Annotated in this window: 22 protein-coding genes; 7 read left to right on the top strand and 15 right to left on the bottom strand. The window is 55.0% G+C overall.

Annotated elements, in window-relative coordinates; genetic code table 11:
• Positions 1-104: 104 nt before the first annotated feature.
• Positions 105-3,635 (top strand): pyruvate:ferredoxin (flavodoxin) oxidoreductase, encoded by a 3,531-nt coding sequence (gene nifJ / locus FND52_RS03670; RefSeq protein ID WP_144129378.1) that lies wholly within the window; start codon positions 105-107, stop codon positions 3,633-3,635.
• A 60-nt stretch (positions 3,636-3,695) separates the two neighbouring features.
• On the opposite strand, the gene dbpA is transcribed toward nifJ, so the two are convergent.
• The 3 genes from dbpA to FND52_RS03655 form a co-directional block, all read right to left on the bottom strand.
• On the bottom strand, positions 3,696-5,069 hold the full coding sequence (gene dbpA / locus FND52_RS03665; protein WP_144129376.1) for an ATP-dependent RNA helicase DbpA: 1,374 nt from the start codon (positions 5,067-5,069) through the stop codon (positions 3,696-3,698).
• A 102-nt stretch (positions 5,070-5,171) separates the two neighbouring features.
• Positions 5,172-5,369: a hypothetical protein gene (locus FND52_RS03660; protein WP_144129375.1), complete on the bottom strand. Its 198-nt coding sequence runs from the start codon at positions 5,367-5,369 to the stop codon at positions 5,172-5,174.
• A gap of 171 nt (positions 5,370-5,540) precedes the next feature.
• The gene (locus FND52_RS03655; protein WP_144129373.1) at positions 5,541-5,867 is read right to left on the bottom strand and encodes a four-helix bundle copper-binding protein; all 327 of its coding nucleotides are present in this window, start codon (positions 5,865-5,867) and stop codon (positions 5,541-5,543) included.
• 191 nt (positions 5,868-6,058) lie between these two features.
• Here FND52_RS03655 and ttcA point away from each other — a divergent pair, with 191 nt between their 5' ends.
• Entirely contained in the window at positions 6,059-6,994 is a 936-nt protein-coding gene (gene ttcA / locus FND52_RS03650) for a tRNA 2-thiocytidine(32) synthetase TtcA (protein WP_144129371.1), read from the top strand.
• Positions 6,995-7,025: 31 nt separating this feature from the next.
• On the opposite strand, the gene ynaL is transcribed toward ttcA, so the two are convergent.
• A complete protein-coding gene (ynaL, locus tag FND52_RS22070; RefSeq protein ID WP_270915801.1) occupies positions 7,026-7,160 on the bottom strand; it encodes a proline-rich small protein YnaL in 135 nt (44 codons plus the stop codon).
• A gap of 272 nt (positions 7,161-7,432) precedes the next feature.
• Positions 7,433-8,416, bottom strand: coding sequence for a zinc transporter ZntB (gene zntB / locus FND52_RS03645; protein WP_125294410.1), 984 nt, complete (start codon positions 8,414-8,416; stop codon positions 7,433-7,435).
• A gap of 182 nt (positions 8,417-8,598) precedes the next feature.
• On the opposite strand from zntB, the gene FND52_RS03640 reads away from it, so the two are divergent.
• A complete protein-coding gene (locus FND52_RS03640) occupies positions 8,599-9,753 on the top strand; it encodes a GGDEF domain-containing protein (protein ID WP_144129370.1) in 1,155 nt (384 codons plus the stop codon).
• On the opposite strand, the gene FND52_RS03635 is transcribed toward FND52_RS03640, so the two are convergent.
• A complete protein-coding gene (locus FND52_RS03635) occupies positions 9,750-10,016 on the bottom strand; it encodes a DksA/TraR family C4-type zinc finger protein (RefSeq protein ID WP_125294408.1) in 267 nt (88 codons plus the stop codon). The genes FND52_RS03640 and FND52_RS03635 overlap by 4 nt on opposite strands.
• A 134-nt stretch (positions 10,017-10,150) precedes the next feature.
• Positions 10,151-10,285: a hypothetical protein gene (locus tag FND52_RS22010; RefSeq protein ID WP_280114056.1), complete on the bottom strand. Its 135-nt coding sequence runs from the start codon at positions 10,283-10,285 to the stop codon at positions 10,151-10,153.
• 43 nt (positions 10,286-10,328) lie between these two features.
• On the opposite strand from FND52_RS22010, the gene FND52_RS03630 reads away from it, so the two are divergent.
• Positions 10,329-10,931 carry an XRE family transcriptional regulator gene (locus tag FND52_RS03630; protein WP_144129368.1) on the top strand — a complete coding sequence of 201 codons (603 nt, stop codon included), beginning with the start codon at positions 10,329-10,331 and terminating at the stop codon, positions 10,929-10,931.
• A 14-nt stretch (positions 10,932-10,945) separates the two neighbouring features.
• Complete coding sequence (locus FND52_RS03625) at positions 10,946-11,293, top strand: hypothetical protein (protein ID WP_144129366.1); 348 nt, start codon at positions 10,946-10,948, stop codon at positions 11,291-11,293.
• 50 nt (positions 11,294-11,343) lie between these two features.
• Here the strand turns inward: FND52_RS03625 and zinT are convergent, their stop codons facing one another.
• Positions 11,344-11,991, bottom strand: a complete 648-nt coding sequence (zinT, locus tag FND52_RS03620; RefSeq protein ID WP_144129364.1) for a metal-binding protein ZinT — start codon at positions 11,989-11,991, stop codon at positions 11,344-11,346.
• Between the two features lie 127 nt (positions 11,992-12,118).
• The gene (locus FND52_RS03615) at positions 12,119-13,738 is read right to left on the bottom strand and encodes a peptide ABC transporter substrate-binding protein (RefSeq protein ID WP_144129362.1); all 1,620 of its coding nucleotides are present in this window, start codon (positions 13,736-13,738) and stop codon (positions 12,119-12,121) included.
• Between the two features lie 204 nt (positions 13,739-13,942).
• Here FND52_RS03615 and mpaA point away from each other — a divergent pair, with 204 nt between their 5' ends.
• A complete protein-coding gene (mpaA, locus tag FND52_RS03610; RefSeq protein WP_144129360.1) occupies positions 13,943-14,656 on the top strand; it encodes a murein tripeptide amidase MpaA in 714 nt (237 codons plus the stop codon).
• On the opposite strand, the gene ycjG is transcribed toward mpaA, so the two are convergent.
• Positions 14,647-15,612 carry an L-Ala-D/L-Glu epimerase gene (ycjG, locus tag FND52_RS03605; protein ID WP_144129358.1) on the bottom strand — a complete coding sequence of 322 codons (966 nt, stop codon included), beginning with the start codon at positions 15,610-15,612 and terminating at the stop codon, positions 14,647-14,649. The genes mpaA and ycjG overlap by 10 nt on opposite strands.
• Before the next feature lie 137 nt (positions 15,613-15,749).
• Here ycjG and tpx point away from each other — a divergent pair, with 137 nt between their 5' ends.
• Positions 15,750-16,253 carry a thiol peroxidase gene (tpx, locus tag FND52_RS03600; protein ID WP_125294401.1) on the top strand — a complete coding sequence of 168 codons (504 nt, stop codon included), beginning with the start codon at positions 15,750-15,752 and terminating at the stop codon, positions 16,251-16,253.
• A 45-nt stretch (positions 16,254-16,298) separates the two neighbouring features.
• Here the strand turns inward: tpx and FND52_RS03595 are convergent, their stop codons facing one another.
• The 5 genes from FND52_RS03595 to argF form a co-directional block, all read right to left on the bottom strand.
• Positions 16,299-17,684, bottom strand: a complete 1,386-nt coding sequence (locus tag FND52_RS03595) for a sodium:solute symporter family protein (protein ID WP_144129356.1) — start codon at positions 17,682-17,684, stop codon at positions 16,299-16,301.
• Between the two features lie 126 nt (positions 17,685-17,810).
• A complete protein-coding gene (gene arcC / locus FND52_RS03590) occupies positions 17,811-18,737 on the bottom strand; it encodes a carbamate kinase (RefSeq protein WP_144129354.1) in 927 nt (308 codons plus the stop codon).
• A gap of 123 nt (positions 18,738-18,860) precedes the next feature.
• On the bottom strand, positions 18,861-19,712 hold the full coding sequence (locus FND52_RS03585) for a dimethylarginine dimethylaminohydrolase family protein (RefSeq protein ID WP_125294398.1): 852 nt from the start codon (positions 19,710-19,712) through the stop codon (positions 18,861-18,863).
• A gap of 52 nt (positions 19,713-19,764) precedes the next feature.
• Entirely contained in the window at positions 19,765-21,201 is a 1,437-nt protein-coding gene (locus FND52_RS03580) for an APC family permease (RefSeq protein ID WP_144129352.1), read from the bottom strand.
• 88 nt (positions 21,202-21,289) lie between these two features.
• A complete protein-coding gene (gene argF, locus FND52_RS03575) occupies positions 21,290-22,228 on the bottom strand; it encodes an ornithine carbamoyltransferase (RefSeq protein WP_144129350.1) in 939 nt (312 codons plus the stop codon).
• Between the last annotated feature and the right edge of the window lie 258 nt (positions 22,229-22,486).

Here is a 22,486-nt window from a genome sequence, read left to right as displayed (position 1 = left end):
AAAAGCGAAAATGGCCCGGGCGGCGCTTTGCTAGACTTAATAGATTATTTCAGGACTCCACGTTGAGGGAGTTTATTTAATTTTGCGCAATGTAAGGGTGTCGAATGATCACAATTGACGGTAACGGCGCGGTCGCCTCGGTGGCGTTTCGCGCCAGCGAGGTGATTGCTATCTACCCTATTACCCCCAGTTCCACCATGGCGGAGCAGGCCGACGACTGGGCGGGCAACGGGGTGACAAACGTCTGGGGCGATGTCCCGCGCGTGGTGGAAATGCAGTCCGAGGCCGGGGCGATCGCCACGGTACACGGCGCGCTGCAAACCGGCGCGCTGTCAACGTCGTTCACCTCCTCGCAGGGATTATTACTGATGATCCCGACCCTGTATAAACTTGCCGGACAGCTCACCCCGTTTGTGCTGCACGTGGCGGCACGCACCGTTGCGACCCACGCGCTGTCGATTTTTGGCGATCATTCCGACGTGATGGCAGTACGCCAGACCGGCTGCGCGATGCTGTGCGCCAGCAGCGTTCAGGAAGCGCAGGATTTCGCCCTGATTACCCATATCGCCACCCTGAAAAGCCGGGTGCCGTTTATTCATTTCTTTGATGGTTTCCGCACCTCCCACGAAATCAACAAAATCGTCCCGCTCTCTAACGAGACGCTGCTCAGCCTGCTGCCTCAGGAGGAAATTGACGCCCACCGCGCAAGAGCGCTGAACCCGGAACATCCGGTGATCCGCGGCACCTCCGCCAACCCGGATACCTGGTTCCAGTCCCGGGAAGCCACCAACCCGTGGTATGACGCGGTGTACGACCACGTTCAGCAGGCGATGGACGACTTCGCGGCGGCAACCGGTCGCCAGTACCGGCCTTTTGACTATTACGGCCACCCTGAAGCGGAGCGCGTTATCGTGCTGATGGGCTCCGCGATTGGCACTTGTGAAGAAGTGGTGGACGAGCTGCTGACGCGCGGCGAGAAAGTCGGCGTGCTGAAAGTCCGGCTGTTCCGCCCGTTCAACGCCAGCCAGATGCTGGATGCGCTGCCGCAAAGCGTGCGTCATATCGCCGTGCTGGATCGCACCAAAGAGCCCGGCGCGCTGGCGGAGCCGCTGTATCTTGACGTGATGACCAGCCTGGCGGAAGCCTTCAGCCGCGGCGAGCGCGAAACGCTGCCGCGCGTGATTGGTGGCCGTTATGGGCTGTCATCGAAAGAGTTCGGCCCGGACTGCGCGCTGGCGGTATTTGAAGAGCTGCGCCAGGCGAAGCCAAAATCGCGCTTTACGGTGGGAATTTATGACGACGTCACCAATCTCTCGCTGCCGCTGCCGGAAAACACCCTGCCGTCTCACGCCAAACTGGAAGCGCTGTTCTACGGTTTAGGCAGCGACGGCAGCGTGTCGGCCACCAAAAACAATATCAAAATTATCGGTAACGCCACGCCGTGGTACGCCCAGGGCTATTTTGTCTATGACTCCAAAAAGGCCGGTGGCCTGACGGTTTCCCATTTGCGCGTCAGTGAAAAGCCGATTAATTCCGCCTATCTGGTGGATAAAGCCGATTTCGTCGGCTGCCACCAGTTGCAGTTTATCGATAAATACCAGATGGCCGAGCGGCTGAAACCCGGCGGCATTTTCCTGCTCAACACGCCGTACAGCGCCGAAGAGGTGTGGGATCGTCTGCCGCGGGATGTGCAGGCGGTGCTGAACCAGAAACAGGCGCGGTTCTTTATCATCAACGCCCAGAAAATCGCCCGCGAATGCCAGTTGGGCGCGCGTATCAACACGGTGATGCAGATGGCGTTTTTCCATCTGACCCACATTCTGCCGGGCGACAGCGCCCTGCAACAGCTTCAGGGCGCGATCGCTAAAAGCTACAGCAGTAAAGGCCAGGAGCTGGTGGAGCGTAACTGGCAGGCGCTGGCGCTGGCGCGGGAATCGATTTCCGCGGTGCCATTACAGCCGGTGAACAGCCAGAGCGCCAACCGCCCGCCGGTGGTCTCCGACGCCGCGCCGGATTTCGTCAAAACCGTGACTGCCGCAATGCTGGCGGGCCTTGGCGACGCGCTACCGGTGTCTGCCCTGCCGCCGGACGGCACCTGGCCGGTGGGCACTACCCGCTGGGAAAAACGCAATATCGCCGAAGAGATCCCGATCTGGAAACCGGAGCTGTGTACCCAGTGTAACCACTGCGTCGCCGCCTGCCCGCACTCGGCGATCCGCGCCAAAGTGGTCTCGCCCGAAGACATGGAGAACGCGCCCGACGCCCTGCAATCGCTGGACGTGAAATCCCGTGACATGCGTGGTCAGAAATATGTTTTACAAGTTGCGCCAGAAGACTGCACCGGCTGTAACCTGTGCGTGGAAGTTTGCCCGGCGAAAGACCGTCAGAACCCGGAAATCAAGGCCATCAATATGATGTCGCGCCTTGAGCATGTGGAAGAAGAGAAAGCGAATTACGACTTCTTCCTCGATCTGCCGGAAATTGACCGCAGCAAGCTGGAACGCATCGATATTCGTACCTCGCAGCTGATTACCCCGCTGTTTGAATACTCGGGTGCCTGTTCCGGCTGCGGTGAAACGCCGTATATCAAGCTGCTGACCCAGCTGTACGGCGACCGGTTGCTGATTGCCAACGCCACCGGCTGCTCGTCGATTTACGGCGGTAACCTGCCCTCCACGCCGTATACCACCGACGCCAACGGGCGCGGCCCGGCCTGGGCCAACTCGCTGTTTGAAGATAATGCCGAATTTGGTCTCGGTTTCCGTTTAACCGTGGATCAACACCGGGCACGCGTGATGCGCCTGCTGGAGCAGTTTGCCGATAAGATCCCGGCGGAACTCAACGCGCAGTTGCGCGCCGAAGCCACGCCGGAGGTGCGCCGTGAACAGGTCGCCCAGCTGCGCCAGCATCTTGCCGGTGAAGCCAGCGCCGATGCGCGTCAGCTACTGACCGATGCCGACGCACTGGTGGAAAAATCCATCTGGCTGATTGGCGGCGACGGTTGGGCCTACGATATCGGCTTCGGCGGCCTCGACCACGTGCTGAGCCTGACCGAGAACGTCAATATTCTGGTGCTGGATACCCAGTGTTATTCCAATACCGGCGGCCAGGCGTCGAAAGCCACTCCGCTCGGCGCGGTGACTAAATTTGGCGAGCACGGCAAGCGTAAAGCGCGTAAAGATCTCGGCGTCAGCATGATGATGTACGGGCACGTTTATGTGGCGCAGATTTCGCTGGGCGCTCAGCTTAACCAGACGGTGAAAGCGATTCAGGAGGCGGAGTCCTATCCCGGTCCGTCGCTGATTATCGCCTACAGCCCCTGCGAGGAGCACGGCTACGATCTGGCGCTCAGCCACGATCAGATGCGTCAGCTTACGGCGACCGGCTTCTGGCCGCTGTACCGCTTCGACCCACGCCGCGCCGATGAAGGCAAACTGCCGCTGGCGCTGGACTCCCGTCCGCCATCAGACGCGCTAGCCGAAACGCTGCTCAACGAGCAACGCTTCCGCAGGCTCAATTCGCAGCAGCCGGAGGTGGCGGAACAGCTGTGGAAAGACGCTACGGCGGATCTGCAAAAACGCTATGATTTCCTGGCGCAAATGGCCGGTAAAGCCGAGAAAGCCAGCAGCGAGTAAGCTGGCGTTATCAACAAAAATCCCCGCTTTTTGAGCGGGGATTTTTTTATCTGGCGAAAGTTACTTCAGCAGTCGCACTTTGCAGGACTTGCCTTTGATTTTCCCCTGCTGGAGCTGCTTCCAGGCGTGACGGGCTACTGACTGGCGCACCGCCACGTAGGCGTGCATCGGATGCATATCGATTTTGCCGATGTCCGCGCCATCCAGCCCCATATCGCCGGTGAGCGCGCCGAGAATATCCCCCGGACGCATTTTGGCTTTTTTCCCGCCGTCGATGCACAGCGTCGCCATTTCCGCTTCCAGCGGTTTGACATTATTGCCGATGGCCGGCTCGCGCCAGTCCAGCGACAGGCCCAGCATTTCAGAGAGAATGGTCGCGCGCTGCGCCTCTTCCGGCGCGCACAGGCTCACCGCCAGCCCGCTCTGCCCGGCACGTGCGGTACGACCAATGCGGTGGACGTGAACTTCCGGGTCCCAGGAGAGTTCATAGTTGATCACCATCTCCAGCGATTTGATATCCAGCCCGCGCGCCGCAACGTCGGTCGCCACCAGCACCCGGCTGCTGCCGTTGGCAAAGCGCACCAGCGTCTGGTCGCGGTCGCGCTGTTCCATATCGCCATGCAGCGCCAGCGCGCTCTGGCTGTGCTCATTCAGCGCGTCGCACACCTCCTGACAGTCCTTTTTGGTGTTGCAGAACACCACGCAGGAGGCAGGCTGATGCTTGCTCAGCAGGCTCAACAGCAGCGGGATTTTTTGTCGGCGCGAGGCTTCATAAAACTGCTGCTCGACGGCGGGCAGTTCGTCCACGCTGTCGATTTCAATGTGCTCGGCGTTGCGCTGAACGCGGCTGCTGATGGCGGCGATAGATTCCGGCCAGGTGGCGGAAAACAGCAGCGTCTGGCGCTGCGCCGGCGCATGGCGGATCACATCGTCAATGGCATCGCTAAAGCCCATATCAAGCATGCGATCGGCTTCATCCAGCACCAGGGTTTTGAGTGCTTCCAGCGACACGGTGCCCTTTTCCAGATGATCGAGCAGACGCCCCGGCGTGGCGACGATGATATGCGGAGCATGTTGTAATGAATCGCGCTGCGCCCCGAACGGCTGGCCGCCGCACAGCGTCAGCACTTTGATATTCGGCAGATAACGCGCCAGGCGGCGCAGCTCTTTCGCCACCTGATCCGCCAGCTCACGCGTTGGGCACAGCACCAGCGACTGGGTAATAAACTGGCTGGCGTCAATATGCTGGAGCAGGCCCAGCCCAAACGCCGCCGTCTTGCCGCTGCCGGTTTTGGCCTGGGCGCGCACGTCTTTTCCCGCGAGAATGGCCGGTAACGCCGCCGCCTGGACCGGGGTCATGGTGTGGTAGCCCAGCTCGTTAAGATTGGCGAGCAGTTCGGCAGGCAAAGCGTTTAAGGTTGAAAAAGCAGTCACGGTCATCTCTCTGAATACAAGCGGGCCGCTATGCTAGCAGATTCGCGAGGCGCGGTCATTTCGCCGTCAAAAACAATCAGGCCCGATAATCGGGCCTGATTGTTATTGCGCTTTAAACGGGTCTTTTTCATCGTCTTCGCTGTCGTCGCGCTTGCGGGGAATTTCCCCCTGCTTATTGGGCGCGTCTTTCACCTGACGCTCATCCTCTTCATAAGCGTTACCCGCATTCGGCGCGACCTCAGGTAGCCCTTTGCTTACTTCACCTTCTTTATTACGCTCTTCATTGGTTTTGTCAGACATCGTTTTCTCCCGGGTTGTGTCATCTGTTAAGTGTAGACGATGAGAGAATGTGAGGTTATTCAGGTCATTTGCACGTGCGGCAATTTCCGGACAGTAATCTAACGAAACGAAGCGTCATATAACAAGAAATAGCCGAATGGCGCGCAATGACGCGCGCCCTGGTTTAGCGCGTTATGCCGCCATGCTTCTGCATGCCTCGGCGCACTCGCGGCAGGCCTGCGCGCAGTGCTGGCAGTGGTCGTGTTGATGCTGACCACATTCCCCGGCGCAGGCCTGGCATACGTCGGCGCACACCTGGCAAAGCTGGCGCGCATGCTCGCTTTCGAGGGTCATAAACTGCGCGGCCAGGCGGCAAATCGCCGCGCACTGCATATCCAGACCAATACAGCCGCGCATCATGTCGATATCCGGCTCCTGCAGGCAGGACGCCGCGCAGTGGTCGCACGCTTCAGCGCATTGGTAACAGGCGGTGATACAGGCTTTCAGATTGTGTTGCATGCTTCTCTCCTGTTGTTGGTTAGGGACTGTTAAGTCTGCACACAATCTGCGGTTATGCCAGGCATGATGCGAAATCCTGCTGGCAATCGCCGTCGTAATCCGTACCATACACGCCACGCAACGCTATGCGACTGAAGCAACGGATACGGAGGCACTCCGTATCGTCCCTGAATCAACCGGTCACGCCAACTATGCAAGATAACCAGCAGATTGATAAAAAAACGCAATACAATTTGAACAAACTCCAGAAGCGCCTGCGCCGTAACGTCGGCGAAGCCATTGCCGATTTCAATATGATCGAAGACGGCGACCGGATTATGGTTTGCCTGTCGGGCGGCAAAGACAGCTACACCATGCTGGAGATTTTGCGCAATCTGCAACAAAGCGCACCGATTAGCTTCAGCCTGGTGGCGGTTAACCTCGACCAGAAACAGCCAGGTTTCCCGGAGCACGTGCTGCCGCAATATCTGGAAAGCATCGGCGTTGAGTACAAAATCGTCGAAGAAAACACCTATGGGATCGTTAAAGATAAAATCCCGGAAGGCAAAACCACCTGTTCGCTCTGCTCCCGTCTGCGGCGCGGTATTTTGTATCGTACCGCCACGGAACTGGGTGCCACTAAAATCGCCCTCGGCCATCACCGTGACGACATCCTGCAAACCCTGTTCCTGAATATGTTCTACGGCGGGAAGATGAAAGGCATGCCGCCGAAGCTGATGAGCGATGACGGCAAACATATCGTCATCCGTCCGCTGGCCTACTGCCGCGAAAAAGACATCGAGCGCTTTGCCGAAGCGAAAGCGTATCCGATTATTCCGTGCAATCTGTGCGGCTCGCAGCCTAACCTTCAGCGCCAGGTGATCGCCGATATGCTGCGCGACTGGGATAAACGCTACCCGGGGCGCATTGAGACCATGTTCAGCGCCATGCAAAACGTGGTGCCGTCGCACCTCAGCGATATCAACCTGTTTGACTTTAAAGCCATCACTCACGGTAGCGACGTGGTGGACGGCGGCGATCTGGCATTTGACCGCGATGAGATTCCGATGCAACCGGTGGGCTGGCAGCCGGAAGAGGATGAACAACTGGATATCAGTAATCGACTGGATATCGTCGAAGTGAAATAAGCAAATCGCCCTCTGTTACGAGGGCGTTTTTTTAGCGCTGCGGCGGCGCGGCCAGGATTGGACCCGGATCGGGCGTGGGTTCAGGGATGGGCTGAGGCCGCGGAATCGGGTCCGGGACCGGAACGGGATCGGTAGGAACCGGGTCGCTCATGGTGTTGATCATCATTACCTCCGGAAGTGGCTGTACTCCTTAAGCGTAGATGCCCCTTTCCGGCTGGCAAAAAAAAAGCCGACTGATTAGAGTCGGCGTCGTACGAATTAAATTGTGCTATGCAGTAATTCAAAAAAGGAAGTAAGACAATATGGAGCGCAACGCCCATCGCTTGACGTTGCATTCACCTGCAAGAGAGAGTTTGCCCGCAGTAGGCGCTTTTTTTATTGACTTCGCTCAATAAGAAACGCTTTAAAAGGTTCCAATATTGTTAAAAATGTGAATTTTTACAGCCATTTACTGCGATGCAACCACCAGGTAACACCGCCAATCAGCACCACTAACATCAGGCAAAACAGGCTAAAACCTAACCGCCAGTCGCCGCCTGGAATACCGCCCAGGTTAACGCCGAACAAACCGGTCAAAAAGGTGCTGGGTAAAAACACCATTGCCATCAGCGACATGGTATAGGTCCGGCGCGCCAGCGACTCCTGCATCACCTGGGCGATTTCATCGGCCATGATGGCGGTACGTGAAATACAGGCGTCGATTTCATCCAGCCCTCGCCCCAGCCGGTCGGCGATATCCTGCATTCTGCGGCGATGATCGTCGGTCATCCACGGCAAACGCTCGCTGGCCAGCCGCGCATACACGTCGCGCTGCGGTGCCATATAGCGGCGCATTACAATCAGCTGTTTGCGTAATAGCGCCAGAAAACCGCGCGGCGGGATCTGCTGATCCAGCAGATTGTCTTCCAGATCGATGATCTTATCGTGCAACTCTTCAATAAATTCGCTGGCGTGATCGGTTAGCGCGTCGCAGATGTCCACCAGCCAGCTGCCGCCGTCCGTCGGCCCGGTGCCGTCGTTGAGATCCTGAACGACGTCGTCCAGCGCCAGCACTTTACGCTGGCGGGTGGAAACAATCAGCCGCTCGTCCATATACAGGCGCATCGCCACCAGCTGGTCCGGGCGTTCGTCGGTACTGCCGTTAATGCAGCGCAGCGTGATCAGCGTACCGTCTCCCATGCGGGTCACGCGCGGGCGGGTGCTTTCTCCTGCCAGAGCATCGCGCACGGTATTTGGCAGCAGCGGCGTGGTCGCCAGCCATTGCGCGCTTTCGGAGTGGGTATAGTTGAGATGCAGCCAGCAAGGATGCTCTTTATCAATGGTGTCGTCGTTTTCCAGCGGCTTAACCCCGCCTTTTCCATCCAGTATCCATGCAAATACCGCATCCGGTACATTCAGTTCCGATCCCTTTATCGCCTGCACGTGAGCCTCCTGAGTTGACCGGGCAATGGTGTCAGTCTAGCCTTCTGCCTCCGGCTGGCAAGAGGCTGCCCGGTGATGCCATACCGTTTGCTCATAACGAAAGCAAACGGTTAACATATGTAATAAAAATCGCCTAATCCAATGAAATAAATTCTTTTATTTTCTTTTACCAGGAGCTTTGAGTGACTGATAAACAGCCACGCTGCCTCAATTTTGAACTTCACGCCGCAGAAATGCGCCGCCAGGCGATTACCGTCAGCGCAAGCTGGTTTCTGTGGGTAAACATCCTGTTTTCGCTATTTATACTGGGGCGTAACTACTTTTCGCCGGAGCATCTGGTCGCCGTGCTGCATCATCCTCACCATGTGCTGGAAAGCGCAATGGTGCTGGTACTCGCCGCCTCGTCCAGCGTGCTGTTTATTTTACGCATGGCACCCGATCGCGAAGCGGTCTGGCTGAGCCAGTTAGCTAAAGGCACGGTGTTATTTTTAAGCCTGGCCTGGGCTATTTCTTTCTATGTGTTTATCGCCAGCGGCGATATGCGGGTTATTTTTCCGCTGGCAGGGTTGCTGCTGTTCACTGCACTGATTTCGCTCTATTTCGATGCGCGCGTGCTGCTCACGTTTATTGTGCCCATCTGGCTATCGATTCTGGTCAGCGCCTTTGTTTACGACCAAAGCCCCACCGCGCTTAATGCGGTACTGTGGCTGCTGCTGGCGGCGCTGCTGGAATCGGGCCGCCGGATGCTCAACAGCTGGTTTCTGCTGGCGCTGCGGCGCGGTCAGGAAAAACGTGATTTGATTAAGCAACTGGAAACCCTGGCGAGCTACGATCCGCTAACCGGCATCGCTAACCGGCGCAATTTTCAGCAACAACTGGATAACGCCATCCATGAAGCCAGCCAGACCGGCGGAGAACTGGCGATGATCATGGTGGACGTCGATCACTTTAAACGCTTCAACGACCATTATGGCCACCAGGCAGGAGATATCTGCCTGAAAGAAGTGGCGAATCAGCTGAAAAGCGCGGTACGCAAACGGGGCGACAGCGTGGCGCGTCTGGGCGGTGAAGAGTTTGCGATCCTGTTGCCCGGCGGCGGCAGCGAGGCCGCACACCGGGTGGCGCGTCGGCTGGCATGGCGGCTGGAAAACCTGGCGATTAAACATGCCGCCTCGCCGGTGAGTCAGCACGTTACGGTAAGCCAGGGGATTTCCGTCTGGAAACCCGATATGTCAGGTACAGTATTTATCGCTCAGGCCGACGCGGCGCTCTATCAGGCCAAAGAGAGCGGACGTAATCGCTGGAATGAATATGATGTTGCGCGCGATAAAGACTAACGCAACTGGCTGTCTTTAGAGCCACGGCGGTTGTAGCCTGAGAAGCGTTGCTTTTCCGCATCCGCCTTTTGTTGGCAATTGATGCACAGCCGAACGCCAGGCACCGCTTTTTGGCGGGCTTCAGGAATCGGCTCGCCGCACTCTTCGCAGTGCGTCAGGCTTTCTCCCGAAGTTAAATCCTGGCGCGCGCGTGAAATCGCGTCTTCAATGGTACTGTCTATCTGTTGTTGAACTGCATCATCATTAGCCCAACCCGATGCCATCACCGCCTCCTCAAGCGTTACGCTTAATAGTCGTGTTTACAGTCGTCAGCTGCCGATCGATTTTCCATACCGCCTCACAGACCAGTAAGTATATCGGGTTTCCGGGATTTGCCTTTAAGCATGGGCTGAAAGTATCAGCGCACACCATCCGCCACGCTAATTAGCTGGCGATGATGTTTCATTCCCGGCATCAGTTGTTCAGGCAGCGCGATGAGCCTGTCGCCCGCCTCTTCCAGCGCGGAATCCATTGACGGAATAACGGAAAGCATTGGATAATTATATATCGACTATTTTGTATCATGGTAATGACCGATGGCTGAGAAAGTCAATATAACGACCGAACAAGGTGCCGATGTTTCGCAGGTGAATCAGGCCGTGGCAAGCCGCATTAAGGCGTATCGCAAAGAGAAAAAACTGTCTCTCGATGAGCTTTCACGTCGCGCCACGGTGAGCAAAGGCATGTTGGTGGAAATCGAAAAAGGCAGCGCTAATCCCAGCATCGCCATTCTGTGCAAATTGTCCGCCGCGCTGGGCGTATCGGTGGCGGATATCGTCAACGTCTCCAGCGAACCGGCGATCCATGTCATCGACGCGGAGAAAATCCCGGTTCTCTGGGAAGGCACTAACGGCGGCAACGCGCGTCTGCTGGCAGGAACTGCGGGTCCGACGATGATTGAACTGTGGCGCTGGGTGCTGGAGCCGGGCGAGGCCTTTACTTCCCCGGGGCACCCTGTGGGCACCTTTGAACTGTTTCACGTTGAAGAAGGCGTATTGACCTTAACCGTGGGGGAAAACGTTAGCGTGTTGCAGAGCGGCAGCTCCGCGGTGGCAAAAACCGAAGCCGCGCATCGCTACGCTAACGAACACAGTACCCGTCTGGTATTCACCATGACGGTGGCAGAATTTCACCACTAACCGAGGCCAAACAAATGAGCCTGTTTCTCAGCAGTTTTATTTTTGAAAAGAAAGAGTATGACGATGAGTTTTACCAGCTTGATGCGCTGATTGAATCCTACACCCTTTCGTTACCAGGATTTATTGGCATGGAAAGCGTGACGGACACGGCCAGCGGGAAAACCATCAATAACTACTACTGGCACAATCGCGAAGACATGGACAAGCTAATGACCGAAATCAGCCATAAAAAAGCCAAAGGCCAGAGCCAGAAATGGATTAAAGGTTATCAGGTCATCGTGGCCGAAATTCAGGGCGCGCATAACGCCAGGCTTGATCATCCCCTCGCGGCATTCCCTTTACCTTACCTCCCCTCGCGCTGAATAAAAAAGGCCGCTCTACGCGAGCGGCCCATACCTGGTGTTGACAACAATCAGTGGTGCAACATCTCATCCACCACCTGCTCTTTGGTGAGCTGGTACGGGTAATAGGTCGGCCAGTTGTCCATCTCTTCCAGCAGCGCTTCCTGGGACGTGTTGCCCATAAAGATGTGGTAATGCGTGGACTTACGCGGCGCGATGATGTGATCGCTGAACTGAACGAATTTCGGTGCCTGGCTGCTGGCGTCTTTACACTCAAACAGATAGCGCACGCCTTTTTTGCCGGATTTATAGGTCAGGATCTTATGTCCGGCGTAATCGTATTTACAGGCGTTGACTTTGTCGCCGACATGGAATTCCATCACGCCGTTTTCGATGCCGATCATTTCCACATCAGTGACATACCCTTTACGGTAGTACTCCTTAATTTCCCCGGCGGTTTTGGTCTTGTCCTTTTCGGCTTTCTTCCTGAAGACCGGGTCCAGATCGCCACTCTGCAAATACGGGTAAACCGACTGCCAGACACCGTCCCAGTCGGACAGATTACGGTCTTTTACGTCTTTATTATCAAACACGCCCCCGGCGGCTTTCTGCTCCATCTCAGACAGCGGCTTGCCGTGTGAATGCCCATGTGCCAGCGCGTGCCCGCTCAAAACAAGCGCGCCCAGCGCCACAGCGATTTTAGAAAATTGACCTGCCAAAATACGTCCCTCTTACATTCCCAGAAAAAGTTATAATATAACATAACATGTTTTTGGGTGATGAAAAGAGCCTGGCGCGAGTTTTTCGCGCCGGCAGTGTATGAGAGAAAGGAAAAGAGAGAGGAAACTAGTGTTTAATCAGGTACATCGTGCGGGTATAAGCCACGTCTTCCGGGTTATTGATCGGATAGCCTTTAACCCAGGGCTTGATTAAACGTCCGTTGGTGTATTGATAAATCGGCGCAATCGGCGCTTTTTCAGCGATGATTTTTTCCGCCTGGTTGTAATCGCTGTTACGCGCTTGCAAAGTATTTTCACGGCTGGCCTGCTCCAGCACTTTGTCATATGCCGGATCGTTGAAACGCGAGATATTGCCGCTGTGGGTCGAGGTCAACAGGGAAAGGAAGGTCGACGGCTCGTTATAATCCCCTACCCAGGAGGCGCGGATCACATCGAAATTGCCGGTATTGCGGCTATCGATGTACGTTTTCCATTCCTGGTTTTGCAGCTTCACGTCTACTCCGAGATTCTTTTTCCACATCGAGGCCACCGCAATAGCGATTTTCTGGTGGTTTTCAGAGGTGTTATACAGCAGCGTCAGTTTAAGCGGCTTGTTCGGGCCGTAGCCAGCGGCCTGAAGCAGGGTTTTAGCCTGCGCGTTCAGCTCCTGCTGGCTCATCTCCTCAAACATCGACGGCGTTGGTTTGAAGTCCGCCGTGACGTCCGGCGTGAATCGCCAGGCCGGTTTCTCCCCGGTGCCGAGCACTTTTTCCGCCATAATGCGCCGATCGATGGTCATACTCAGCGCCAGCCTGACGCGCTGATCCGCCGTCGGGCCTTTCTGGGTATTAAACGCATAGTAATAGGTGCCAAGCTGCGGCGGCGTATACACCTGGCCGGGAATATCCTTCAGCAGCTTCTGATACATGTTTTTCGGGAAGGATTCAGTGATGTCGATATCACCCGCCAGATAGCGTTTAGTCGCGGCGGACTCCTGGTTAATCGGGATAAACGTGACTTTGCTAATCACCGTTTTGCCGTTGTCCCAGTAGTTTTTATTCGGCGTCGCCACCAGCTTTTCGTTCACTACCCGCTCGGTCAGAGTGTACGCGCCGTTACCCACCAGATTGCCAGGCTTAGTCCATTCGCCGCCCCACTTTTCAATGGCGGCTTTCGGGGTGGGATAGAGTGAGAAGTTGGCCGTCAGGTTCGGGAAATACGGCACCGGCTTGTCCAGCTCCACCCGCAACGTAGCGGCGTCGGGCGCAGACACGCCCAGTTTGTCGGCAGGCATTTTGCCATCGATAATCGCCTGGGCGTTAGTGATGCCCGCCAGCGCGGCGAACCAGGCAAAAGGCGAGGTGTTTTTAGGGTCGACCAGCCGTTGCCAGCTGTACACGAAATCCTGCGCGGTAACTGGCGTACCGTCGGACCAGCGGGCATCGCTGCGCAGGCTGAAGGTCCAGACGCGATTGTCGCTACTCTGCCATTTGGTGGCTACGCCCGGCGTCAGTTCGCCCTTCTCGTTCTGGTTAACCAGCCCTTCAAACAGATCGCGGATCACCTGAATTTCCGGCAGCCCCACCGCCTTAACCGGATCCAGCGAGGCCGGTTCATCTTTGATATGGCGCACCAGTTCCTGTTTCTCCGCCAGCACCGTGCCCTGCGGAACGTCCGCCGCAACGGCAGGTGTTAAGGCACTCCCCGCCAGTAACACGCCAGTTGCGATACGCACCGGAAATTTCATTCCAACCCCCTAAACTCAACGATACCGACGCGTCTTTACAGGCGGCCAGCTGATTATTAATTGGCGTTAATTATTTGTTTTGACGTAATGAAATGCAAACGCCGACGGTGATTTATCTTCAGAAATGTGGACAGGCGCAGGCAGTTGATTTCCCGGCGCTTTTGCTCAACACTCATCTCATCACCCCTTCAAGGAAAGATAGCTATGACGACGTTACGCCCTCGCTCGCAGCGCGGCCATTTCCCTCCTGGCGCGGAACGCTACGGAAAAAGCGTATTAGGCGCGCCGCTGCTGTGGTTCCCGGCCCCGGAGGCCAGTGAAAATGCCGGACTGATCCTGGCGGGTACCCACGGCGATGAAAACGCCGCCGTGGTGACGCTCTCCTGCGCCCTGCGCGCCCTGGAGCCGAAACATCGTCAGCATCATGTGGTGCTGGCGGTTAATCCCGACGGTTGCCAGCTTGGCTTACGCGCCAATGCGCACGGTGTGGATTTAAACCGCAACTTTCCGGCGGCTAACTGGAAGGCGGGCGACACGGTGTATCGCTGGAACAGCGCGGCGGATAAGCGCGATGTGGTGTTATCTACCGGCGATAAACCCGGTTCAGAGCCGGAAACCGTGGCGCTGTGCCAGCTGATCCATCAGATTGCGCCACGCTGGGTAGTGTCGTTTCACGATCCGCTGGCCTGCATTGAAGATCCGGGCAGCAGCGCCCTCGGGCAGTGGCTGGCGCAGGCGTTCGATTTACCGCTGGTCACCAGCGTCGGCTACGCCACTCCCGGCTCCTTCGGCAGCTGGTGCGCAGACATCAATCTGCCCTGCATCACCGCCGAATTCCCGCCCATTTCCGCCGACGACGCCAGCGAGCGCTATCTTGACGCCATGACGGCGCTGCTGCACTGGCAGCCTTACAGGTGAATTGCCCCGGTTGAGAAATTAAGCGCCGGCTCCACGTCCACCGCCAGCCACGTGGGGCCGTCGAGATCGGCGAAACGCGCCTGCACGCTTAGCGGCAGGGCGGCGCTGATGGCCCGGGAGGTGCACAGCATGCAGCCGAGCATCACTTCAAAACCCTGTTCCCGCGCCGCCTCGCTTAACAGCAGCGCCTCGGTCAGGCCGCCGGTTTTATCCAGCTTGATATTGACCATCTCATAACGCCGCGCCAGCCCCGCCAGCGATGCCCGGGTGTGGCAACTTTCATCGGCGCAGATCGGCAGCGAATGGATAAAATTCTCCAGCTGGCTGTCTTCCGCCGCTGGCAGCGGCTGCTCCAGCATCGCCACGCCCAGATCCGCCAGCAGCTGGCAGCGCGCCGCCAGGCCATCGGCGGACCAGGATTCGTTAGCATCAACAATCAGCGTCGCGTTGGGTACAGCAGCGCGGATCGCCACCATCCGTTCGGTAATCAACCGATCGTCGAGCTTGATTTTCAGCAGCCGCGCGCCTTTGTCCCACAGTACCGCCGCCGAACTCGCCATCTGCTCCGGCGTGCCGATACTGACGGTTTGCGCGGTCAGGACAAATTCCGGCAGCGTGACGCCCAGCAGCCCGCTCAGCGGTTTCCCTGCCCGGCGCGCCTCAAGATCCCACAGCGCGCAGTCCAGCGCGTTGCGCGCTGCACCGGCGGGGAGCAGCGTCTGGAGCGACTCGCGGCTGGCACCGGCTTCCAGCGGTTCCACCACGGTCATGATTTGCGCCATTACTGATTCAACACTCTCGCCATAGCGCGGATAAGGGGTACATTCCCCCACGCCCTTCACGCCGTCCTGCTCGATTTCCACCACCACAACCACCGCTTCATTGCGCGTCCCGCGTGAAATAACGAACGGCGAATGCAGGGGCCAGGATTCCTGATAGACCTTTACGCTGCGCATTTATTTAGCCTCTCCAATGGTTTGCTCCATTATAGCGAGCGAATTTACCGGCCGCCGAATCAGTTTTTTATATTCAACGCTTGCATGATGGCATACACTGTCGGCGACGTTAACTATATGTAAACAGGAAGATAACTATGTCACAAATCGTTCATTTTCAGGGCAATCCGGTATCCGTAGTCGGTCAGATCCCGGCGCAAGGTAGCAAAGCACAGCCCTTCAGCCTGGTGGCAAAAGATCTGTCTGACGTTACGCTTGGCCAATTCGCCGGCAAACGTAAGGTCCTGAATATTTTCCCGAGCATTGATACCGGCGTGTGCGCTGCGTCAGTGCGTAAATTCAACCAGCTGGCGACCAGCGTAGATAACACCGTGGTGCTGTGCATCTCCGCTGACCTGCCGTTCGCCCAGTCGCGCTTCTGCGGTGCGGAAGGCCTGAGCAACGTCGTCACCCTGTCCACCCTGCGCAACCCGCAATTCCAGCAGGATTACGGCGTGGGCATTGAAGAAGGCGCGCTGAAAGGCCTGACCGCTCGCGCAGTGGTAGTGATCAACGAGCAGGACGAAGTGGTATTCAGCGAACTGGTGAATGAAATCACCCACGAGCCGAACTACGACGCCGCTCTGGAAGCACTGAAATAAACAAAAGGGGGCGTTAAGCCCCCTTCTCTGTTATTTAACCGGGTATCACAACCTCGACACCGGCGGTTTAAAAACGCGGTCCGGTCGCAGCAGGCTTCCGGCCATAAATGCAATAAGATTTACTCCCAGCCCATAATAAATGGGGCTATTTGAGAGTAACCCATCGTTAATAATGAAGCTAATCACGGTAATCCCACCTAAAAGAATGGCGATGATTGCCCCGGTCGACGACGCTCTTTTCCAGAATACGGCACCGATAAGCGGGATTAACAATGCGCCAACCAGCAGGTTATACGCCACCGTCAACGCCGCCACCACATTGCCGATCAGGCTGGCGATCAGCAACATGATTATGCCAACGATCAGCGTCGATAGCCGATCGATAATAATGGAACATTTCTCCTTACCCGCGATGGCGGTATACACATCATAAATGGCGATAGTCGACGTCGCCATCATGCATGCGCTGGCGGTAGACATCAGCGCTGCCAGCGCGGCGGCAATGACCACGCCTTTAATGCCTACAGGCAACACGGTTTCGATTGCCACCACAAAGGCCGATTCCGGGTTCGCCAGCGCGGGCAGATAAACCCGAGCCGACATGCCGATTACGCCCCCCATCACCCCCCAGAGGATGCAGTATATCCCGGCGGTTAATCCACCCCATTTTGCGACGCTCCCACTGCGCGCCGTAAAAGCTCGCTGCCAAATGTCCTGGCCAATCAAAATGCCTAAAGAATAGATAAGAAAATAGGTGGTGATGGTCGGCAGGCCGATTGCTGTGAGACTAAAATAGTGCGCCGGCAACACCGCTGCCATGTGCCTCCATCCGCCAGCATGAATAACGCTGAGCGGCATCAAAACAAACAGTAGCCCCAGAGTTTTTAGCGTGAATTGCAAAATGTCGGTTCGGGCGAGTGACCACATCCCGCCTAATACGGCATAGGCCACCACAACAGCGCCCCCGCCCCAAATCGCTTCCACCATGGAAATTTTTAAGAGCGTGCTCAGGACATTACCGATGGCAATGGTTGAGGTTACCGCTACCATCAGGTCATAAATCATCATCACTATACTGCCCACAAGCTTGACCGAGGGGCGATAGCGCAAAGCCAGAATTTGCGTCACCGTATGCAATTTAAGGCGGATAAGCGGAGAAACCATAAACAGGCTAAGTCCGATAATGCCGAATCCCAGGCTGGCAGGTAGCCATAATCCGGAAATACCATACCGATACCCCAGCCCGATAGTGCCTATGGTAGACGCGCCGCCCAGTATTGTTGCCGCCATCGTACTGGTAAACAGCACCGGGCCTAACTGTCGGCCCGCCACGGAATAATCCTCCCTTGTTTTCGCCTTAAACCAGCCAAGCCAGCCTACGCCCAGAATGACTGACAGATAGATTGCAATAACAATGTAATCAATCGTCATAGCCCTTCCCTTATACGTTCAGGAATGCTTCCATACCTGAGTGTCTTTTTCGAAAGCATTCCTCACATTTTCATTAATACTGAAGCGTTCAGCATGCATATTAAGAGATACCAATATGACGCGCAGTTAATAATAAATAATGCCTTTAATCTCATTACTAATGGTCGTTCCCGCTGTCCCCTCGACCATGTGTTCAATATCATCCAGCGCGCCAATTATTGCTTTTTTACCGGTAATCAGCGAAAATTCACACGTTGCCTGAATTTTAGGTGCCATCGATCCCGCAGCAAATTTTAATTCGTAAAGCGCTTTAGGGTTGGCGGCTTTAATGGCTTTAGCATCCGGCATCCCGAAATTAACAAATACACATTTTACATCGGTAGCCAGAATCAATATATCGGCATTCAGTTCACGGGCCAGCAGACTGCAACAGAGATCTTTATCAATAACCGCTTCAAATCCCTGTTCCCGGTCGCCGTTAATAATTACCGGAACACCGCCGCCACCGCCAGCGACCACAACAGCGCCGTTATTAACTAATGTGCGGATTGAAGCAATTTCTACGATCGATTCCGGGCGGGGACTGGGTACTACCCGCCGATAATAATGGCCATCAGGTTTAATTATCCATCCTTTTTGCCGTGAAATCTGTTCTGCTTCGTCTTTGGTATAAACCGGCCCGATAAATTTTGAGGGGTCATTAATGGCCGGATCGTTTTTATTCACAGCGACCTGGGTTATCACCGCCACGATTTCTCTGTTCGGCATCTCATTGCGCAATGCCTGAACAAACATATAGCCAATCATTCCCTGACTTTCGGCACCAAGAATATCAAAGGGATAGGGCGTCACTTTCTCAGAATAGGCTTCAGCCTGTAATGCCAGCAATCCTACCTGAGGCCCATTGCCATGGCTTAAAATGACATCGTGTTTTTTCCCTACGCGGGCAATGGCTTTACAGGCAAGCGCTATGTTGGCGCGTTGATTTTCCGCCGTCATAGGTTCGCTGCGGCGCAATAATGCATTGCCCCCTAATGCGATAGCAAGTCTCATCTATTTCTTCCCGATCGATATAACGTTGTTAAGGAAATTATTCCTGTTGAACAGACTGTTATTGTCAGGCGCAGGCAGACGCGCCGGCGTCCGCCCCGCCTTTATTCAGATTGCTGATTAGCGTTATTCCCTTTCAAGCGGGAACGTCATACAGTGTGGCCCGCCCCCGCCTTTCAGGATCTGTTCAAGTCCAGGTTCGATAGTCGAAAGCCCTAAACAACGCATCTGCTGATTCACTGCTTTATTATTTTCGAATGTCAACACACGACCGTCGCCCAATGCCTGTAAATTACAATGATGACGGAACACGCCTTCCTGCGGAATATCAATCAAAGTAAACCCGCGCCGCTCAAGCAAATTAATAAATTGCCACGGCAACGCCGCCCTGCAAATTACAGCGACTTTTTCCGCCACGATATTAAAACACATATCCAGATGCAGGTTTTCGCGCTGGCAAAAAATTGGCACCATGGTGTAGCCTAATTCCCACATCTGGCGCTCAACGTTTTTAAAACCATCCAGATCGGTTCTGGCGACGACGCCATGGGCAATAGTGTGCTCGTCGATCATCCAAAAATCCCCACCCTCAAATGCGCCAGCCGTGCAACGCGCAACACAGGGTATACCCAGCGCTTTCATTTTAGCTTCGTATTGTTGCGTCTCCCCTTTACGGCAAGGTTCACGAAATGCGCCCATGATAAAGCCTTCTTTAACGCACGCCCCAAAGTCGCGGGCATACACTTCATAAGGCAACTCAGGATCGGGATCCATGAATACCACTTCGACGCCATTTTCCCGGTACGCCTGAACCAGCTCAGCATGTTCGCGCTTAAACGCGCTAATATCTGCGCTTTCGCCTTTTTCGATCCAGTCCTCCGTAATGACATTGATCGGCTGAAATGAAAAATAATCCGGTGGACATAACAGCACTTTTTTTAAACGGCTGGTGGCATCTTTAACATAATGTTTATTCATTTCTGACTCCTTAAATGACAATGGGCGAAATACCCTTTCATTGCCGAATGGATTAGATTTCAGAGATATTTTCTAAAATGCGCCGGGCCTGTTCGTTATCTGACAGGGATCTATCCCGGCACAAATAAAGTGCAATGCCGATAATCAGAAAGAAACCCAACAGTAAATATTCGTACGGCCATTTCAACGCCGCCGGGCTTCCGGGAACCAACATGGCGCAGGCCATCAGGAGTGTCATGATTACGCCCAGGCACATCACTACTTTGCCGCCAGGCACAGGCAACGGGCGCGGCAAATTCGGACGGATTTTGCGTAAGCGAATGACTGAAAAGAGCGTCGATCCCCAGAGCACGATGTAGGAAAATGCCGCGACGGTAACCAGCGGAATAAATACCGCTTTGCCCAGAAAACAGGCGGCAGCCGCAATACTCGAAACAAAAAGAATCGCGGTAGTCGGCGTTTTATAGACAGGATGCAGTCGCGAGAACGCAGCAGGGATCAGCCCCACCTGGCTCAGGTACATTAATAAGCGCGTAGCGCCATAAAAACAGGCGTTATAGACGCCGACGACACCGCAACATGCCGCTGCCGTCAGGCAATATCCCCAGGCGACCGTGCCTGTCACTTCCCTTGACGCATTAGCAAACGGAATATCCGTATTCAACAGCGATTGCCATGGCACGATTGCCGCTGGCACCAATACAGTAATCAAGTACATGAATGTGGCAAAGACCACGGAAACGATCAGCGCGAGCGCCGTACGCTGGCGACTCAACGTCGCTGAAGCTTCTTCCGCACCTTTGGCGATGGTTTCCCACCCCGCGATGGAAAATGGCAACAGCGCAAGCAATGCGACGACGCCCTCGACTGTGGGTCGGGTTTGTAGCGGCTTGAGGTTATTTACATCACTATGCGCAACGCATACCGCCAATGAAATAATCACCAACGTCAGAACGGTAACCGTGATACCCGTTTGTAATGCAGAGGACATTTTCACGCCGCGATGCTGCATTAACCCGATGCCAAACACTAAAATCAGCCCCAACAGCAAGAATGGCCCGGTCACTGTACTGCCGCCAACGGCATAAAGCGGCATCATGGTTTTCAACGTGGGAATGAGATAGCCCACCATCGTTGTGATGGCGATAGCCTCCCATGCGCATAAGATAATATTGACCAGGACACCGAACCAGCCGGCAATCATGGCGGCGAAACTACCGAATGCGAGATAAGCGTAAGCGGCTTCTCCGCCCGCAAGCGGTACGGTAGAGATAGCCTCCAGATAAGCCAGCGCCAGAGGAAGCTCAATCACCAGGCACAAAATAATCGCGATGACCACATTAAGCGGACCGCCGGCCGTGTCCAGCCATACGCCGGTAAGCACCAGCCATGACGCGCCAAAAACGCAGCCGATGCCCATGCCGAGAAAGCCTTTGAAGGTAATGACTTTTTTTAGCTGGCCGTGTTCAGACGAAGTGGGTTGGTTCATATCTGACTCCTGTCGAGCCTCTCCTCCTTCCTGTTTAAGGCGAAGATGACAGGAAGGAGATGAGCGGATTAGAAACGCTTTATTACCGTTACAAGGAGGTGGCGACCAGTACGGCTTTAACGGTATGCATTCGGTTTTTACCTTGATCCCAGACCACGGATTGCGCGCCTTCAATGACCTCATCCGTCATATCTTCTCCGCGATAACCGGGTAGGCAATGCATGAAAATGGCGTTCTTACGCGCTTTCGCCATCGCCTGCGCATTGATCTGATAGGGCATAAAATCGTGTATGCGTTTTTCTTTCTGTTCCTCGTTTTCACCCATGCTGTGCCAGGTATTGCCATAAACCACATCCGCATTGCGCAGCGCTTCATCAAAATCTTCGGTGACAATGACCCTGGAGCCGTTAGCTGCCGCATGTTTTTGCGCACATTCAAGGATTTCCGGCGCAGGTTTATAGGCTTTCGGCGCGGCGACATAAATATCCATCCCAACCATCGCAGATCCAATCATCAGCGAGTGACACACGTTATAAACATCCCCGGCGTAACACACTTTGACTCCTTTCCAGTCACCCATTTTTTCTTTAATCGTCAGCAAATCCGCCAGCCCCTGGCAGGGGTGCTCAAGCGCCGTCAGGGCGTTAATAACCGGGTTCTTCATGTATTTTGCAAACTCTTCGACAATTTCCTGGCCAAAGGTACGGATATATAAACCGTCAAAGTAGCGATCGATAATTCGGGCGGTATCTTTAATGGGTTCGCCACGGCTTAATTGCATTTCATCAGGACGCAGATAAATTGACTGGGCGCCCAGCGCCGTCGCCGCAGCATGGAAAGAGTTACGAGTACGGGTCGATTTCTTTTCAAAAATCATGCCGTACGTTTTCCCTTTCAGGTATTCATGAGGTTCGCGCATCGTCCATTTACGTTTTAAATCGGCCGCAAGTTCTACCAAATAACGTATCTCTTCCGCTGTGAAGTCTTTCATTGCCAGATAATGGGTGCCACGGAATTTGTTTCTCATTTAAAGCTCCTTACGTGAACGTAATGATGGGTTTGCTATCCAGCGTTACAGGTATAGATTTCATGGCCCTGTTATGATCGAAGCGTAAAGAGTCAATGAGTGAAGTTAAATAACAATAATGGCAACTACACTTTCAATTTTCCCAATGTATCGCGCCTGAAATAACCGTAGCCAGCCCGGTCAATGCCCCCATTACTGAGGTGCAACGTGACAGGCATCGTGTGTTAAATAACGACCTTACAGAAATGCGTTTATTTA

The sequence above is a fragment of the Atlantibacter subterraneus genome (assembly GCF_007570865.1).
GTDB classification, from domain to species: Bacteria; Pseudomonadota; Gammaproteobacteria; order Enterobacterales; family Enterobacteriaceae; genus Atlantibacter; species Atlantibacter subterraneus.
Note: the sequence above shows the minus strand (reverse complement) of the source record. Positions and strands in the feature narration are given on the sequence as shown.

What these genes read in the sequence shown, in the direction of transcription:
- nifJ (WP_144129378.1), top strand. Translation starts at nt 105, where the DNA reads ATGATCACAATTGACGGTAACGGCGCGGTCGCCTCGGTGGCGTTTCGC.
- FND52_RS03660 (WP_144129375.1), bottom strand. Translation starts at nt 5,369, where the DNA reads ATGTCTGACAAAACCAATGAAGAGCGTAATAAAGAAGGTGAAGTAAGC.
- FND52_RS03655 (WP_144129373.1), bottom strand. Translation starts at nt 5,867, where the DNA reads ATGCAACACAATCTGAAAGCCTGTATCACCGCCTGTTACCAATGCGCT.
- ttcA (WP_144129371.1), top strand. Translation starts at nt 6,059, where the DNA reads ATGCAAGATAACCAGCAGATTGATAAAAAAACGCAATACAATTTGAAC.
- ynaL (WP_270915801.1), bottom strand. Translation starts at nt 7,160, where the DNA reads ATGATGATCAACACCATGAGCGACCCGGTTCCTACCGATCCCGTTCCG.
- FND52_RS03635 (WP_125294408.1), bottom strand. Translation starts at nt 10,016, where the DNA reads ATGGCATCGGGTTGGGCTAATGATGATGCAGTTCAACAACAGATAGAC.
- FND52_RS22010 (WP_280114056.1), bottom strand. Translation starts at nt 10,285, where the DNA reads ATGCTTTCCGTTATTCCGTCAATGGATTCCGCGCTGGAAGAGGCGGGC.
- FND52_RS03630 (WP_144129368.1), top strand. Translation starts at nt 10,329, where the DNA reads ATGGCTGAGAAAGTCAATATAACGACCGAACAAGGTGCCGATGTTTCG.
- FND52_RS03625 (WP_144129366.1), top strand. Translation starts at nt 10,946, where the DNA reads ATGAGCCTGTTTCTCAGCAGTTTTATTTTTGAAAAGAAAGAGTATGAC.
- FND52_RS03615 (WP_144129362.1), bottom strand. Translation starts at nt 13,738, where the DNA reads ATGAAATTTCCGGTGCGTATCGCAACTGGCGTGTTACTGGCGGGGAGT.
- mpaA (WP_144129360.1), top strand. Translation starts at nt 13,943, where the DNA reads ATGACGACGTTACGCCCTCGCTCGCAGCGCGGCCATTTCCCTCCTGGC.
- ycjG (WP_144129358.1), bottom strand. Translation starts at nt 15,612, where the DNA reads ATGCGCAGCGTAAAGGTCTATCAGGAATCCTGGCCCCTGCATTCGCCG.
- tpx (WP_125294401.1), top strand. Translation starts at nt 15,750, where the DNA reads ATGTCACAAATCGTTCATTTTCAGGGCAATCCGGTATCCGTAGTCGGT.
- FND52_RS03595 (WP_144129356.1), bottom strand. Translation starts at nt 17,684, where the DNA reads ATGACGATTGATTACATTGTTATTGCAATCTATCTGTCAGTCATTCTG.
- arcC (WP_144129354.1), bottom strand. Translation starts at nt 18,737, where the DNA reads ATGAGACTTGCTATCGCATTAGGGGGCAATGCATTATTGCGCCGCAGC.
- FND52_RS03585 (WP_125294398.1), bottom strand. Translation starts at nt 19,712, where the DNA reads ATGAATAAACATTATGTTAAAGATGCCACCAGCCGTTTAAAAAAAGTG.
- FND52_RS03580 (WP_144129352.1), bottom strand. Translation starts at nt 21,201, where the DNA reads ATGAACCAACCCACTTCGTCTGAACACGGCCAGCTAAAAAAAGTCATT.
- argF (WP_144129350.1), bottom strand. Translation starts at nt 22,228, where the DNA reads ATGAGAAACAAATTCCGTGGCACCCATTATCTGGCAATGAAAGACTTC.